Consider the following 16882-nt stretch of genomic DNA (forward strand, 5'->3'; position numbering starts at 1 on the left):
TTATATTAAGCTTCGGTTGTATTTCTAACTTTAGTCTGGTACATCACGTTTGGTTTTGTACCTACATACTCAAGCAGATGATACATCCTGTCATCATTTTTCTTTTCAAGAATTTTTGAGTCCTCGTTATTCACATCTCCAAAGACCATCGCTCCTTTATCACAAGCCGCAGAACAAGCAGTCTGGAATTCACCATCCTTGATCGTTCTTCCTTCACGCTTAGCATCAAGGATCGTCTTTTGAGTTTTTTGAATACACATAGAACATTTTTCCATAACCCCTCTGGAACGTACGGTAACATCTGGGTTAAGCACCATTCTACCAAGGTCGTTGTTCATGTGGTAATCGAACTCATCATTCTGAGCATAGTTGAACCAGTTGAAACGACGCACTTTGTAAGGACAGTTGTTCGCACAGTATCTCGTACCAACACACCTGTTATAGATCATTTGGTTCTGACCCTGTCTACCGTGTGAAGTTGCCGCAACTGGACATACAGTTTCACAAGGCGCATGGTTACAGTGCTGACACATTACCGGCTGGAATACAACCTGAGGATTGTCTGCAGCCTGCTCAAGCTCTCCAAATTCTGAAAGAGAACTTCCCAGCCCACCAATATTTTCTTTCTTCTCAAGGTCTTCGGTAAAGCTTTCTTCAGAAGAGAAATAACGGTCGATACGCAACCAGTGCATATCCCTGGATTTCCTAACTTCTTCCCTTCCAACAACAGGAACGTTGTTTTCTGAATGACAAGCGATCACACAGGCACCACAACCAGTACAGGCATTAAGGTCTATACTTAGGTTAAAGTGCGGCCCGGTAGACCTGTCAAAGCTTTCCCAGATATCAACTTCTGGAGAAGTTACCGGAGTCTCCTGGTGATCAAGAGATACTTCCGGAGTTTTGTTCCAAACATGGGCATCTTTACTATTGAACACCTCCAAGGTAGTTTCCTTGATGATGTCCCCTCTACCCATTAAGGTATTATGCAACTGCACACATGCAAATTCATGCATTCCCGCAGCCTTTTCAATTTTCACTTTCTGAACAGAACTGAAGTTCTTATACAACGGATAAGCGTTCACTCCTGTCTGCATTTCAGACTGGATCCCCGCTTTTCTACCATAACCAAGCGCAAGACCTACAGATCCTTTCGCCTGACCTGGCATAATGTATACAGGTACGTTCTGAACCACCGCGTCACCAACACTGATGTTCACATAACTTCCGTTAAGACCACCATTGGCAATATGCTCGTTCACAAGACCAAGCGCTTCGGCATCGGCCTTAGAAACTGTAAGGTAGTTATCCCAGCTCGCTCTGGTTAGCGGGTCTGGCATCTCCTGCAACCATGGGTTGTTGGCCTGCTGACCATCACCTATAGCTGTATTGGTATAAAGACTTAATTCGAATCCGTCACCTTCGATCTCATCCACATTGTAAGAGATCTTAGAAGAGGATGTAGAAGCAGTCGCAGCTACCGGAGAAGTAGCCTCGAATACTCCGTCATGAAGTACTTCACTCCAGTTTCTGTCACCCAGTCCGGCAGACCAGGTGTCTTTGATATATTCGTAATAAGACTTATTGTTACCGGACCATCTTAGGATCACATCCTGGAATTGTCTGGTATCAAATAAAGGTCTTATGGTTGGCTGCATCAGGCTGAAAGACTTCTCACTGAATTGGATATCTCCCCAGCTCTCCAGGTAATGCGGAGTTGCAGCTACGTATTTACTTAATTTCGTGGTCTCATCGGTCCTGGTAGAGAAATCTACTACCGTTTCTACCTTCTTAAGACCTTCGGTGAATTCTTTTCCATTAGGAAGCGTATGAACCGGGTTAAGGCCGGCGATCAAAAGAGCACCAACACTACCATTGTTCATATCTTTAACTAACTGGGCTACTTCCCCACCGCTACCCTGACGGATCATTCTGGCATTAGAAGTATCCATCACGCGGCTTCCAAGAGCCTCGTTGATCTCCAGCGCCCATTTTTGAGCTTCATCATCTGGAAGACCACAAACCACCACAGCACCGCTTCCGGCTTTTCTTAACTGACTCGCAGCTTTCACTACCGCGTCGTCTATATTAGAAGGAAGGTCACTGGTAGAAGAACCACCGGCAACATATCCTCTAAGCGCAGACATTACAGCTTTCTGTTGAGAAGGTTTTAAAGGCACACGCTTATCTGCGTTTGCCCCGGTAAGAGACATATTAGATTCGAACTGAATATGACGGGACATTTTTCCGTTTTCAGGAATTCTGGTCTTGGCATAAGCAGCATCGAAGCCACCTCCCTGCCAGTCTGCAAGGAAGTCTGCACCTACCCCAACCACGGTCTTAACTTTCGAGAAGTCGTAGTTTGGCAGGGCACGTTTACCATACTTAGCTTCAAAAGCGTTCAAAGCAGCATCTTCAGAAACCGTATCGTACACTACGTGACGAACGTTCCCGAACTTCTCTGAAAACTCCTGAATAAGTTTAGTTGTAGAAGGACTGGCAAATGTTTGCGTTAGAAGAACGATCTCTCCGTTCGCATTTTCCAGTTTAGATTTAACCTCGCGGTCAAATTCTTCCCAGGAAACATTTCTTCCTTCGATCATAGGGCGTTTTACCCTTTTTGTATCGTATAAAGAAAGTACCGAAGCATGGACACGGGCATTCACCCCACCCTTGAACTTCGATAGATCATTATTTTCAATTTTAATTGGTCGACCCTCACGAGTTTTTACCAGTACGCTTGCGAAGTCGAAACCATCGGCAATCGTAGACGCGTAATAATTCGCGATTCCAGGCACAATCCTTTCAGGTTGCACCACGTAAGGAATGGATTTTACCACAGGGCCCTCGCAGGCAGCCAGTGATGCCGCTGCTGTACTGAATCCAACATACTTAAGGAAATCTCTTCTTGAAGTTTTTGAATCCCCAAGACTTTCTTTATCCCCAAGGAAGTCCTCTACCGGGATCTCCTCAGTAAATTCCTTTTGTTGGAGCGTCTCAACAACAGAGCTGTTTTCATTTAGCTCTTCAACACTTTTCCAGTATTTCTTGTTTGATGACATATTATATCTAGATATTAGCTTCTTAAATTATACCTGAATTCCAGGATTTTAATAGTGACACTTACCGCATTCCAATCCGCCCATCTGAGCAGCAGTAAGCTCTTCTACACCATATTTTTTAGACAACTCCTCGTGGATCTTCTCGTAATATTCGTTACCCTCGATCCTGATATTGGTTTCACGGTGACAGTTGATACACCATCCCATGGTTAAAGGAGCATTTTGATACACGATCTCCATCTCTTCGATAGGTCCGTGACATTTCTGACACTCGATTCCAGCAACACTTACGTGCTGAGAGTGGTTGAAATATGCGAAATCCGGAAGGTTATGAATACGAACCCACTTCACCGGTTTCTCGTCTCCAGAATAAGTTCTGGAAGCAGGATCCCAGCCAGCAGCATCGTACAGCTTCTGAATTTCCTTGTCATAAAATTCTTTGGAGTATTCCTCAGTTGCGGTTTCAGGAGCAACTTCAGCGATCGCCTTGTGACAGTTCATACAAACATTTAGAGAAGGGATCCCCGAATGCTTAGAAGTCCTTGCAGAAGAGTGACAGTACTTACACTCGATCTGGTTGTCACCAGCGTGAATTCTGTGAGAGTAGTGGATTGGCTGGATTGGCTGGTAACCTTTATCTACACCAACCTGCATTAACCAACCGTAAGCGAAGTACCCAACCGCCAAAAGAACAACGATCGAACTTACCAGCATTAGGAACTGGTTCTCAACAAAAGCTTTATGGATAGGTTTTCTTTTTGGCTTTTCCGGGATCACGATCCCTGAAGCGTCAGCAAAATTCCTTAGAGTCTTGTTCACCAGGAACAATACCACCAACAGGATAGCCAATACAAAAACAAGGATCCCAAGAATTACGTTAGTAGAAACACCACCAGCACCTCCGGAAGTTCCAGCTTCACCACCTGCAGCAGCACTAGCTGCCTGCGGCTCAGGTTTTGGCTGCTCTACATAAGCCAGGATATTATCGATGTCTCCGTTGCTCAACTGCGGGAAAGCCGGCATCGCCGTCTGATTCCACTCATTATAAATCTCGTTAGCCTGAGCATCCCCACTCGCGATAAGAGCAGAAGAATTCTTCACCCACTCATGGATCCAATCCATTTCACGCCTTTCTGTCACCCCATGCAGGGCAGGCCCAATGGAATTAGAATAGGGTTTGTGACAGGCAGCACATAAAGAATTAAATAATTCTTTACCTGCAGCAGGATCACCTAATGAAGACCCGCCAGCATCTGCAGCAGCCTCCTGCCCGGCCTCAGCCTGAGCGGTTGTATCTTGCGCCTGGGCTTGCGAGAACCCTGAAAGAGTAAATGTAAATAAGAATGCTACGCTTAAGAGTAGTTGTCGCGAAGTTGAATGGCGGAAATTCACCTTTTTCATATTATAAGTTCGATTAACGTCTAAACTTTGGTACGGTTTTTACACTCAGTATTTTAGGGCTAAAAACCTAAAAAGGTACCTTTAAATTCAGGCACAAAAGTAATACATACAGACGATTTTAGGAATGTTACATAAGTGTTAATGACTAATTTATATTAGTTCTAAATAATAAATTATAACCTGTTTAAGTTATTTAATTTTACATTTGTCAAAAAGTTAAAATACTATGAGAAAACCAAATGCCTTCCATCTTTTTGCTATCGCGGGATTTATATTTTTTTCAAGTTTGCAGGCCACTGCTCAACAAGGAAATGTGAACATTGAACAAGATCAAAAAATCGAGAAATTGATGGAAGTCAAGCGGGAGCTGAACAAGAATAACGAGATAAGAGACCGCTTCGTGATACAGTTATTTTACGGTGATAATGGAGAGGCCAATGAAGTGATACAGAAATACCGCGCCATCTACTCCTATCCTTCTCAAATCACCTATGAGGCACCAAATTACAAGGTTTGGGTAGGCAATTTCAGAAACCGCCTGGAAGCAGACAGAGCGCTTATTAAAGTAAAGGAGAACTTCCCAAACGCTTTTATCCCAAAACCACAGAGAAAATAGATCTAAAATAAAGAAGTATTGAACTAGACCTCACAGGTTTCACCAACCCGTGAGGTTTTTTTAAGACCTTAAACGAGTATTTAAGGCCTCATTCCTAAAACAATGAGATCCTTAAAATTGCTTTTATTCAGCCTTTCAGAAGGCTGTAAAATAAAAAAGCGGCTGTTCTCACAGCCGCTTTTTAACTTATTGAAATAGATCTTATTTCAGGGTTTTCTTAACCTCTACCTCTCTAAAGGCTTCGATCACATCCCCTTCTCTAATATCGTTGTAGTTCTTGACCTGCATACCACAGTCGTAACCTTTCTTCACTTCTTTCACGTCATCTTTAAAACGCTTAAGCGAAGCAAGTTCTCCAGTGTACACTACCACACCATCACGGATAAGTCTAACTCCGGCACTTCTGTAAATAGTTCCTGAAGTAACCATACAACCTGCAATGGTTCCGATCTTGGAGATCTTGAAGGTCTCTCTGATCTCGGCAGTACCTGTGATCTCTTCTTTCAATTCTGGAGACAACATTCCTTCCATCGCATCCTTAAGGTCGTTGATCGCGTCGTAGATGATCGAGTAAGTTCTGATATCGATCTCTTCCTTATCGGCCACCATTCTGGCATTTCCTGCCGGACGAACGTTAAATCCGATAATGATCGCATCTGAAGCTGAAGCAAGCAACACATCACTTTCAGTGATCGCACCTACTCCTTTGTGGATGATGTTTACCTGAATCTCTTCAGTAGACAGTTTCTGGAAGGAATCTGTAAGCGCCTCCACAGAACCATCCACATCCCCTTTAAGAATAATATTTAGCTCTTTAAAGTCTCCTAGAGCAATACGTCTACCAATCTCATCTAGCGTAATGTGACGCTGAGTTCTAACATTCTGCTCACGTTGCAACTGAGTACGTCTTGCGGCGATATCCTTGGCTTCACGCTCATCTTCCATCACCTTGAAGGTATCACCGGCCTGCGGCGCACCATCAAGACCAAGGATAGATACCGGCGTTGAAGGACCAGCCTCCTTAACCTCTTTTCCTCGCTCATCGTGCATGGCTTTCACCTTACCACTATGGCGACCTGCAAGTACATAATCACCCACTTTCAGGGTACCGGCCTGAACCAAGATAGTAGCTACATAACCTCGTCCCTTATCAAGGAAGGCCTCCACTACTGTACCTTTAGCCAGTTTATTTGGGTTTGCCTTTAATTCCAGGATCTCGGCCTCAAGAAGTACTTTTTCAAGCAATTCTTTAACACCCATTCCTGTTTTGGCAGAAATATCATGTGATTGGATCTTACCACCCCAGTCTTCTACAAGAAGGTCCATGGCAGCAAGTTTTTCTTTAATTTTTTCAGGGTTCGCCGTTGGAAGATCAGATTTGTTGATCGCGAAGATGATAGGTACTCCCGCCGCCTGAGCGTGAGAAATGGCCTCTTTTGTTTGAGGCATCACATCATCATCTGCAGCGATCACGATAATCGCGATATCGGTAACCTGAGCACCACGAGCACGCATGGCCGTAAAGGCTTCGTGACCCGGTGTATCCAGGAAGGCGATCTTTTGCCCGTTATCAAGTTTCACCCCGTAAGCCCCGATGTGCTGGGTAATACCCCCACTCTCACCGGCAATTACATTCTCTTTACGAACGTAGTCAAGAAGCGATGTCTTACCGTGGTCAACGTGACCCATTACGGTAACGATAGGCGCTCTTGTTTCAAGATCTTCAGGATTTTCCTGCACCTCTTCTACGGTCTCTTCAACATCGGCCGTAGTGAATTCTACTTCATAACCAAATTCTTCAGCAACGATACTTAAGGTCTCGGCATCCAGTCTCTGGTTCATGGTCACCATCATACCCAGTGACATACATGCAGAGATGACCTGGGTTACAGAGACATCCATCATGGTAGCCACCTCACTTACGGTAACGAACTCGGTCACCTTTAAGATCTTTTCGTCAGATTCCTGCTGTGCAAGATCCTGCTCAGATCTTTGACGGTGTTGATCCCTTTTCTCTCTTCTATATTTCGCACCTTTACCTTTAGAAGATTTACCCTGAAGTTTTTCAAGTGTTTCACGCACCTGCTTTTGTACTTCTTCCTCGGTAGGCTCCTCCTTGGTAATTGGTTTACTTCTTCTTTTTCCGCCTTTCTGGCCACCACGCTGGTTACCGCCTCCGCCTTTTACATCTTTACTGATGCGGCGACGACGCTTCTTGCGCTTATCCTTATCATCCTTCTTATCGTCTTTCTTCTCATCCTTCTTCTTAGTAGGCTTCTTGAATTGGGAAAGGTCGATCTTTTTTCCGGTGAAATTAGGACCGCTAAGCTTGGTATACTTGGTTTCTATAGTACTGGACTCTTCCTTGGCCTCCTCTTTAGTGGCTTCGGCAGTTTCCTTTTTAGATTCCTCTTTCTTAGGCTCCTCTTTTTTGGCTTGAGGAGTTTCGGCCTTCTGCTCCGGCTTTTTCTCTTCAGCTTTGGCAGCAGGCTTCTCAGGTTGCTTGGTCTCTTCAGCTTCTTTGACAGGTTTTTCGGCTGGAGTTTCCTTGGCGTCTTCTTTAGAGTCGGCTTTTTCTTCTTCTTTAGGTTTTTCGCCTGGTTTCTTATCCAGGTCGATCTTACCTACGGTCTTAGGACCTTCAAGTTTAGCTCTGGCCGAGATCGCTTCTTCTTTCTCCTTCTTCTCCACTTCTTCAGCCTTGCGCTTCTCTTCGATCTCTTTGCGCAGCTCTTCCTTCTCTTTCTTACGCTCTTCACCAACTTCCTTAGAAGCCCTCTTCTTACTCTTGTCGGTTTCGAACTCGTCAGAAAGCACCTCGTAGATTTCTCCCGAGATCTTGGTAGTTGGACGTGCGTCTATCTCGTAGCCTTTGGAATTAAGAAATTCCACAGCCCTGTCTAACGAGATATTGAACTCACGTAGAACCTTATTTAATCGCGTTGTTTTCGCTTCTGCCATAAATTGCCCTCTAAATTACTCTCTTTAATTGTATTCTGTACTCTAAATAATATTATTCTTCAAATTCTGAACGAAGCACGGCCATCACATCTTTAATGGTCTCTTCTTCCAGATCTGTACGGCGAACAAGATCATCTACATCCTGCTCTAAAACAGCTTTCGCTGTATCCAGACCAATCTTTGAAAATTCGGCGATCACCCAATCTTCAATCTCGTCTGTAAATTCTTTTAACTCAACATCTTCCTCTACACCTTCACGGTACACATCTATCTCATAACCGGTTAGCTGACCAGCCAATCTAATATTGTGCCCACCTCGACCAATCGCCTTGGAAACTTCTTCCGGCTTCAGCATAACCTCAGCGGTCTTAGCCTCTTCATCCATTTTAATGGAAGTTATTTTCGCCGGACTTAATGCTCTGGTGATAAATAACTGCTCATTATTGGTGAAATTGATCACATCTATATTCTCATTCCCCAATTCACGTACAATACTGTGAATTCTGGAACCTTTCATACCCACACAGGCACCAACGGGATCGATCCTGTCATCATAAGAATCTACCGCCACCTTGGCCTTTTCACCAGGAACACGCACTACTTTCTTGATCGTGATCAAACCATCAAAAACTTCAGGGATCTCCTGTTCGAATAACTTCTCAAGGAAACCTGGAGCGGTTCTGGACATTATAATGGTAGGCTTGTTACCTTTTAATTCGACGCTTTCTATGATTCCCCTTACATTTTCTCCTTTACGGAAGAAATCTGAAGGAATCTGACGGTCTTTAGGAAGCACTATTTCATTTCCTTCATCATCAAGAAGAATAATGGCTCTGTGCCTTATATGATGAACTTCTGCAGTATAGATCTCACCTTCAAGATCTTTGAACTGCTTGTAAATATTCGTGTTGTCGTGCTCGTGGATCTTTGAGATCAAATTCTGGCGCAGGGCCAGGATCGCTCTTCTTCCAAGATCTACCAGCTTCACTTCTTCAGAAACATCCTCACCAACTTCAAAATCGGGCTCGATCTTTCTTGCCTGAGAAAGGGAGATTTCCCTGTTAGAATCCTCAACTTCACCATCTGCCACTACGATTCGGTTTCTCCAAATCTCAAGATCTCCTTTATCAGGGTTTACAATAATATCAAAATTATCGTCTTCTCCATACTTTTTCTTCAAAGCATTTCTAAAAACATCCTCAAGGATCGCCATCAGCGTTACACGATCTATCAGTTTATCATCTTTAAACTCTGAGAATGACTCAATCAACGCGATATTTTCCATATCAATTTGTGATTAAAATGTTATTTTAACTTTTGCTTCCACAACTTCAGCATAGGGCAAAACCGCCTCTTTCTGAACTGTAACTTTGCCCTTACCTACCGGTTTTGGCTCTCTTGCTTTCCATGAAAGCTTTATTTCGTTTTCATCTGCAGATACCAGGTCACCTTCGAACTTTTCATTCTCGGTCTTCACCTTTAACCTGCGACCTATATTCTTTTTGAATTGTCTTGGCATTAAAAGAGGTTCGGAGACCCCTGCCGAAGTAACTTCCAGAGAAAAATCTTCCTCTTCCCTGTCCAGGTTGTGCTCTATGGCACGGCTCACCATGATACAGTCATTTACCGATACACCTTCATCACCGTCTATTACAATCTTGATATGATTGGCGGAGTTTACATCAAGGCTTATTAAAAATAAGGAATTATTTTCTTCGAATACCTTCTCTGCTAACTTTTCTACCTTATCCTTCAGCATATGTTTATAAAAAGAGGGGACTTCTGTCCCCTCGCTGTACTTTTTTTAGTTTCAACGCTGCAAATATAGCAATATTTTTCAAGTATAAAAACGTGAAAATAAATGAAATAGTAAGAATGTTTCACAGCCCGGCGCTTTTCAGAATATTTCTGAAGAGGCTGCTTCCATAAAAAAGGAAATATTTAAGAGGAGATAAATTATTCTTTGTAATTTTAATAATGCATTCACTCATAAGCTATTAACTACAGTCATGAAAAATATTCTTGTTCCCACCGATTTCAGCGACCAGGCTGAAAAGGCCTTAAAAGTTGCCGCGCAATTAGCAAAAAAATTCGACGGAGAGATCTATTTACTGCATATGCTGGAATTACCACTGCAGCTGATCGATCCCGTTGGCGGTGGAAGCCAGAATATTCCGGAAGCCATTTTCTTTATGAAACTGGCGCACCAGAGATTCGCCAAGATCATGAAGGAACCTTATCTGAAAGATATCAAGGTACATGAAGTAGTAGAGTTCCACCGAGCCTTTGACGGGATCATGGAAATAGGAAAAGAGAAGAATTGCGACCTTATCGTGATGGGTTCTCATGGCGCCAGCGGATTCCAGGAAATGTTCATAGGCTCCAATACCGAAAAAGTGGTAAGACATTCGGAGATCCCGGTACTGGTGATCAAGAACGAGATCCCCGATTTTAAGATCCAAAATTTCATTTTCGCTACAGATGCCAACCCAAAACATAAAGAGCTACTGGCCAAGGCCCGGAATTTTGCCAAAACCATGGGCGCCAAACTGCATCTTCTGTTCGTGAATACACCAAATGACTTCTTAACCAGTAAGGAAGCTCAGCAGAGATTGGAGAAATATATGGGTAATACCGACCATAAAGATCTGGAAGTGCATATCTACAACGACGTTAGCGTAGAGCAGGGAATTCTGAATTTCGCCAAAAAGCTGGATGCGGGACTCATTGGTATTGGCACCCACGGTCGTAAGGGCCTGGCCCATTTCTTTAATGGCAGTATAAGCGAAGACCTGGTAAACCATTCCAACCGGCCCGTGGTAACCTTCAAGATCTAAATAAAAGATTTAAAGGCTCCGGTCTTGACCATGTTCCAGAAGTAGTTCCAGAAAGATTTGGACTTATCCCTTTCTACGTTGATCTCTTTTTGGGTTTTCTCTCCCTTCACCGCCTTGTTGCGCACAATTAGATTGGCGAGTGCAGATATGACCTTGTTCTTTCGTTGCCCGTCCTTCCGGAGCACCTCGATCTTAAAATCCTTATACTTCAGCCTCATATCTCCCCTGGCCCAATCATTATTACCGTAGAAATTAAAATACATGTCCAGTATTTCTCCGGAAGCCTCCACATTCATGGCTGCAGTAAGGAACCTGTTCATTTGCCCTGCCTGCAAACGCCCCATCTCCCCGCTTATCTGAAATTCATCGGTAGGGTCGCTAATGTCGAATTTCCAGTCTATACTTAAAGGAGCGGCCTTCATAAAATCGGCCCTGGCCTTTACCCGGGTCTCCGGAAAATCCTGCCTGCTAAGATCAAGGTTGGTAATGTTCCAGATAGTTCCGTTTAAGTTGGAAAATTCTACTATGCCGGAAGGCCTGCCCGCCTGTATCCTTTCTTCATATCTTATATAAGAATCCCGGATCTTAATACTATCCAATTGCAACAGAAAAGGTAGCTGCCTTATCATTTTACTGTACATAGGCTTGGTAGAGTTATCATCTGGCGGCAGCTTATCCCGGTAGATATCAAAGTTCACCCCAGCAATTCGGGTAAATGGATTCTGAAATTTCAAGGAATCATTCTGTACAGACCAGTTAAGATCGTTAAATGAAATCGAGTCTATGCTAAGATCATACCGGTCTTTCTCTACCCTGATGGTTTTTTGGTGCCCGGCCTTAGAGTATTTCGGAATGATCCTAAAATCGCTGATTTGCACATTCTCGTCCCGCATAAGGAACTTGCCTATCGCCAGTTCGTGCTGCTGGTCCAGGTCGTAGAAAATACTGTCTACCTCCAGCCTGATGATCTCATAGTTAAAAGGAACAGTTTCATTAAGGGTCTTCGCATTCACCCGAACATTTTCCATCTTCAGCGAGGCAAGGCTGGTATAAAGCCTGTGCTCGTTACTATCCTTTTCGAAGATCCTGAAATCACCCCGGCTCACATTTACCTTTTTAATAAGGATACGGTTTTTGAAGCTGGATCTTTTTCGGGCAGAAGCAGAGTCTTTAGCTTCCTTCTCAAACCTGTAGAATTTCACCACCGGTTTAGAGATCCTGAGGTCACCAATGATAATGTCCTTATTCGAAATATAATCCCAAAGATGAATGTCATTTAATAGAATGGTATCTACTTTAAGGGTCTTTCCCTTTATCTGGATAAACGGGTTGATCACCTCTGCCGTGCGGTCCAGTAATTTCACATCTACCTTCTCAAAAGTAGCATTCGCCTTCTTTAGATTCTCTTCTATGCTGGACTTTATCCTTGCCTCCAGGTAATTATTCAGAACGACCAGGCTTATCGCAAGTACACCTATACCTATTAGAACACCTATGGCAAGTTTTTTGGATTTCTTCAATTTCAGATTGGTTTTGTGAAAACCAATTTACAATTCCGGGGCATTCTCAGAGCCGGTTTAAGATTTTTTAACTTAAAAGATTGTAAGACAGAAGTTACCAGAGTTAAATAATTGTCAAACTTGGTTCGGCGCTTTTTTGGTATAATAAATGGATGCTATATTTGGGACAGATATAAAAGGAAAATGTTTTTAAAAGTTGGAATAAAAATTTTGTTTGTGATCACCGAGATATTCCTTGGTTTTTACAGTTTAGTGGTCAGTGAAAGTTTACTGATCAAGTTCATCTTTTTTGCCGTTACCGCGGCGATCATTGCCTTTGGTATGCTTAAAACGATTAATAAGATCTTACCTGCAGACAGGGATAGTTTTCAATTAGACCCTGCAGCTGAAGAATTAGAAATAGAAAAAGAAGAATAGCATAAAGGTTTAGCATAAACCAGGAAGATCCACTGAAAATTTCAGTGGATTTTTTGTTTAACTTGATCCCAAATACTAATTATTTAATGAGGCTAATAGGTATTGCCGACACCCATAACAAACATCATCAGATCCCGATTCCGGATGGGGACATTTTAATTCATGCCGGCGACTGTACCGATGGAGGTACCCGGAACGAAACCAAGAATTTCCTGGAATGGTTTTCCAGGCAGCCTCACCAGTATAAATTACTGGTACCCGGAAACCATGATTTCTTTTTTGAAAAACCGGAATACCTTAAGAACATTCCTTCGAATATCCACTTGCTAATAGATAATGGAGTAGAAATAGAAGGTATCAAATTCTGGGGTTCACCGGTCACACCCGGACTATCCAACTGGGCATTTAACCGGGAACGCGGGGAACAGATTAGAAAGCACTGGGAACTTATTCCGCAGGATACAGATATCCTCATTACCCACACCCCGGCCTTCGGCATTCTGGACGAAATTAGCCGCGGAATTAACCTGGGCTGCGAAGAATTGGCTCAAATTTTAAAAGTTGTCCAACCATCTCATCATTTATTTGGACACATTCACCATGGTTCGGGCTCTGTTCTAAGGTCTGGCATCAGGTATTCCAACCTATCAGTTCTCGATGAAAGGCTGCAGGCAGTACATTCCCCCGCGGTCATAGATACTCACACCCAATGACTTCTTAAGACCGGGCTTGCTGAAGTTAAATAATTATTAAACTGGGAAGTATTACATTTTTTTTAACAGCTTTTATACTGTCTAATAGTAATTTAGCCAATGGTGAATATGAAGAATCAGACAGTTATGAATAGAATTACTACCCCGGAGATTATTGACGAAGTCAAAAATCTAATTTCTTATAGCATTACCCAGAAGGATACGAATAAATCGGAATTCCATACCCTGCATCGCGCTATTATCAAGAAATATTTCGAAGCCAAACACGTGAATATCGATTATAAAGAACAAACGATAGATCTTAAGCTTCCTGTGGGACAGAAAAAATATACCAGCATTACATTTGAATGCCAGGATATCGAGAGATTCCTGAAATCATGCCTTAAGAAAGACGAAAAAAGTCTTTTCTTTTATCAAAGCCTGCTGAATCAATTCAACGTGATCTCTGCGGCATAAAATTCGATTACCCCAATCTCGAAAATCTAAAGCTTGGTCCCTACGCCGGGCTTTTTTTTATGGATAGCCTCGCCGATATTCCTCAGCTTCTCTACGGTCATAGGCTTGGAAATAAAGCCCGAAACCTCGGGATACCTCTCTGCCCTCTCCCTGTCTGAATAAGCTATGGAAGAAGATACTATATAGATAGTAGTCCTGCATGAAAAATCCTCATACCTGGATTTTAATTTATCGATGAACTGCCATCCATCCAGCATCGGCATATTTATATCCAGCAGAATGACATCTGGAAGAAAGACCTGGGAAGAATCCAGTTGTTCCAGGACCTCCCTGGCACTTCTAAAATATAACTGCTCTTCGAAAACCTCTGACCTCCTGATCAGCTTTTTTATGATAAGCTGGTAGATCTCGTCATCGTCTATTACCCATACACTCTTTTTCATTTAAAACAGACTTTAAAAGTTGTACCCACCCCCGGTGAGCTTTCCACGCTAACACTGCCTCCCATGGCATTAATCTGGTTCTTGGTAATGAAAAGGCCAACACCCCTGGAATCCTTACGCTCGGTAAAGGTCTTATAAAGACCAAAAACCTTATCCCCATGCTGCTCCAGGTCTATGCCTATCCCGTTATCTGAAATTTCCAGCATCCAGTGACCATTCTCCCGGTAACCAAAAATTTCTATTTCAGGGTTTCGCTGTGGGTGGCTATATCTTAAGGCATTGGTGAGGAAATTGAGCAGGACGCTCTCCATATAAGAAGCATTGAAAGCTACCTGCATCTCTTCCGGAAGGTCGATCTTGATCTCAGCATCCTTCTTTTCTATTTGCAGTTGCAATACTTCCAGGGTCCTATCCAGATAATCTCCAACATTTAAAAGCTCCACATTTATGTCCAGGTTATTGTTGATGGAAACCACCTCGTTAAGATCGTACAGCGATTCATTCAGGTTTTTGGAGACATTCCCCAGCAAACTAATGTAGTTTTCCTTTTCATCAGGACAACTTTCAATTTCATAAAGCTCGAGAATAGATTCCAGATTACTGGAATGCGAACGCAGGTTATGGGAAACTATATAGGCGAAATTCAGCAATCGCTTATTCTGCTCCATCACAAAATCATAAGATTTTATAAGGTTGAGTTCAGCCTCCTGCTTCCCGGTGATATCCCTGAAATTTACCACATAGCCATTGATACTTTTCTCGTGGGTAAGATTGGTGATGGTAGCTTCTACCCAGATGTATTTCACACATTTGGTCTGCAACCTCATCTTGATGCCCGAAAAAGGAAATCCCGGGTTATTCCTGGAAGCCTTGAACTGTTCTATCAAACCGGGAGCATCCTCGGGATGGATAAGCGAAAAGATCTCGTTTTCCATGGTAGGCAACTCCCGGTAGCCGGTGATCCTCTCTAGAGACGGGGAAGAATATACGGTATGCCCCCTGGTATCTACGATAAGGATCACCTCGCTGGAATTTTCCACGAGTGAACGGAAGCGCTTTTCGTTCTCCTCTCTCTCCCTTTGCGCCTTTACCCTTGCTGAAATATCTTCCACTAGGGCGATATGAGAAGAAGCAGGTTCACCTTCAGACCAAAGTGCGGAAACATTCAGTTTTATCCAGATGATCTCGCCGTCCTTGCGAACCAGTCGCTTTTTTAGATTGTACTCCCTGATCTCGTTCTTCCGAAGCCTGTCCATCAGCTGAACGTTCTCCTGCCGGTCCTCGGGATAGGAAATGCTCGTATGGTCCTTTTTCACCAGTTCGCTGTTGTCGTAACCCAGCAACTGCTGAAACCTTTTGTTGGTCTCAAGTATCTTCCCGGTATTGGAATCTACCCTGGCCATTCCAATCGCCGCCTGGTTGAAAATAGTCCTGAAATGAAGTTCGCTTTTCGCCAGGTCTCCCGCCTGCTTTTTCACCTTCGCAGCCAGGATGGCCGGCTGCTTCATGGTATTAAAAATTATCCAGCCCAGGGCCGCCGCCATAAGCAGGATAAGAAAAGCCACGGGGATCACCGCAAAGAAGGGCTGATGTGGTTCCACCGGGGTAATATGTATCTTCCAGTCGCCATCGGGCAATAAAATACTTTCTGAATGTGAATTCTTAAGGTCGGAAGCCCTTCCCAGGAAGAATTCTTCCTTTCCGGTTAGTGGGTTTACCTTGGAGAACTTGAATTCGAATTTGCCAGCCGCCAGGTCCTGTACTCCAGATTGGGCTATAAGATTATCAAAATCGATGATCACGGCAGAAAAGCCCCAGAATTCATTATCTATGAAAACGGGCAAGCGGCCAACAATGGCCAGGCCACCCTGTTTTAATTTCAGCGGTCCCGCGAAAAACATCTTCCTGCTTTCTATGGCCTTATAAGCCTCCTCGTTACGGGTGGAATCCTTGAGAATGTCATAGCCGATGGCTTCTTTGTTTTCCCCGTATGGGTAAACCTGGGTAATAACCCCTCCGGGTACAATTTCTATGGCATCGATGTTAGGGTTACCATCCACGATCTGCGAGGCGATCCTGTCGAAATCTCGAATCTCACCATCATTATCTATTTGTAAAGCCAGGGAAAGTGCCGCGGAGTAGCTGTATTTGAGCGATTGGTCTATGTTCTGCTCCACCAGGTCTATCATTCCGGTCATTTCCTTTTCCCGGGTTTCCAGCAGGATCTGGTAGCGTTGCCAAAGCATAAAAAATCCCAGCGCAAGAAAGAATATTGCAGCGAGCAGGCCAACCATTAAAGGCTTCCTGGAGGTATTTGGGGGCATAGTCTTTGTCATTTAGATCAGCATTTCGAAAACTGAAATTCGGTGACCATCAGAAATTCGGGCAGGCAAATATAATTTAATTAATTGTGAACATGAAACTTAGAATTTAGTAGTGAGATGTTAGTATTGATA

Annotated in this window: 13 protein-coding genes; 5 read left to right on the forward strand and 8 right to left on the reverse strand. The window is 43.4% G+C overall.

Translation table 11 applies throughout. The features are described 5' to 3' along the window. Positions 1-5: 5 nt before the first annotated feature. Complete coding sequence (locus tag FLP08_RS06265; protein WP_156275108.1) at positions 6-3062, reverse strand: TAT-variant-translocated molybdopterin oxidoreductase; 3057 nt, start codon at positions 3060-3062, stop codon at positions 6-8. A gap of 48 nt (positions 3063-3110) precedes the next feature. Then, positions 3111-4463 (reverse strand): c-type cytochrome, encoded by a 1353-nt coding sequence (locus tag FLP08_RS06270; RefSeq protein WP_156275110.1) that lies wholly within the window; start codon positions 4461-4463, stop codon positions 3111-3113. A 226-nt stretch (positions 4464-4689) separates the two neighbouring features. Between FLP08_RS06270 and FLP08_RS06275 the strand changes: the two genes are divergently transcribed. Then, entirely contained in the window at positions 4690-5079 is a 390-nt protein-coding gene (locus FLP08_RS06275) for an SPOR domain-containing protein (protein ID WP_156275111.1), read from the forward strand. A gap of 201 nt (positions 5080-5280) precedes the next feature. Here FLP08_RS06275 and infB read toward each other — a convergent pair whose 3' ends face one another. Genes infB through rimP form a run of 3 tightly spaced genes read right to left on the reverse strand, consistent with a single transcriptional unit; the run spans position 5281 to position 9799 of the window. Beyond that, positions 5281-8040 (reverse strand): translation initiation factor IF-2, encoded by a 2760-nt coding sequence (infB, locus tag FLP08_RS06280; protein ID WP_156275112.1) that lies wholly within the window; start codon positions 8038-8040, stop codon positions 5281-5283. A gap of 52 nt (positions 8041-8092) precedes the next feature. Further along, positions 8093-9325 (reverse strand): transcription termination factor NusA, encoded by a 1233-nt coding sequence (nusA, locus tag FLP08_RS06285; RefSeq protein ID WP_156275113.1) that lies wholly within the window; start codon positions 9323-9325, stop codon positions 8093-8095. A 12-nt stretch (positions 9326-9337) separates the two neighbouring features. After that, on the reverse strand, positions 9338-9799 hold the full coding sequence (gene rimP, locus FLP08_RS06290; RefSeq protein WP_156275115.1) for a ribosome assembly cofactor RimP: 462 nt from the start codon (positions 9797-9799) through the stop codon (positions 9338-9340). Between the two features lie 250 nt (positions 9800-10049). Here rimP and FLP08_RS06295 point away from each other — a divergent pair, with 250 nt between their 5' ends. Further along, on the forward strand, positions 10050-10877 hold the full coding sequence (locus FLP08_RS06295) for a universal stress protein (protein WP_156275117.1): 828 nt from the start codon (positions 10050-10052) through the stop codon (positions 10875-10877). Here FLP08_RS06295 and FLP08_RS06300 read toward each other — a convergent pair. After that, on the reverse strand, positions 10874-12397 hold the full coding sequence (locus FLP08_RS06300) for a hypothetical protein (protein ID WP_156275119.1): 1524 nt from the start codon (positions 12395-12397) through the stop codon (positions 10874-10876). The genes FLP08_RS06295 and FLP08_RS06300 overlap by 4 nt on opposite strands. A 216-nt stretch (positions 12398-12613) precedes the next feature. Between FLP08_RS06300 and FLP08_RS06305 the strand changes: the two genes are divergently transcribed. The 3 genes from FLP08_RS06305 to FLP08_RS06315 all read left to right on the forward strand — a co-directional run bounded on the left by FLP08_RS06305 (position 12614) and on the right by FLP08_RS06315 (position 13983). Next, a complete protein-coding gene (locus FLP08_RS06305; protein ID WP_341484978.1) occupies positions 12614-12814 on the forward strand; it encodes a hypothetical protein in 201 nt (66 codons plus the stop codon). Between the two features lie 86 nt (positions 12815-12900). After that, complete coding sequence (locus tag FLP08_RS06310) at positions 12901-13527, forward strand: metallophosphatase domain-containing protein (protein ID WP_156275123.1); 627 nt, start codon at positions 12901-12903, stop codon at positions 13525-13527. A 126-nt stretch (positions 13528-13653) separates the two neighbouring features. Beyond that, positions 13654-13983, forward strand: coding sequence for a hypothetical protein (locus tag FLP08_RS06315; protein WP_156275125.1), 330 nt, complete (start codon positions 13654-13656; stop codon positions 13981-13983). 26 nt (positions 13984-14009) lie between these two features. Here FLP08_RS06315 and FLP08_RS06320 read toward each other — a convergent pair whose 3' ends face one another. Further along, positions 14010-14426: a response regulator gene (locus FLP08_RS06320; protein ID WP_156275127.1), complete on the reverse strand. Its 417-nt coding sequence runs from the start codon at positions 14424-14426 to the stop codon at positions 14010-14012. After that, complete coding sequence (locus FLP08_RS06325) at positions 14423-16750, reverse strand: PAS domain S-box protein (protein ID WP_238388456.1); 2328 nt, start codon at positions 16748-16750, stop codon at positions 14423-14425. The genes FLP08_RS06320 and FLP08_RS06325 overlap by 4 nt, the downstream gene beginning before the upstream one ends. Positions 16751-16882: the final 132 nt, after the last annotated feature.

Origin of the sequence: Christiangramia aestuarii (assembly GCF_009735585.1) — a bacterium.
In the GTDB taxonomy this organism is placed as follows: Bacteria; Bacteroidota; Bacteroidia; order Flavobacteriales; family Flavobacteriaceae; genus Christiangramia; species Christiangramia aestuarii.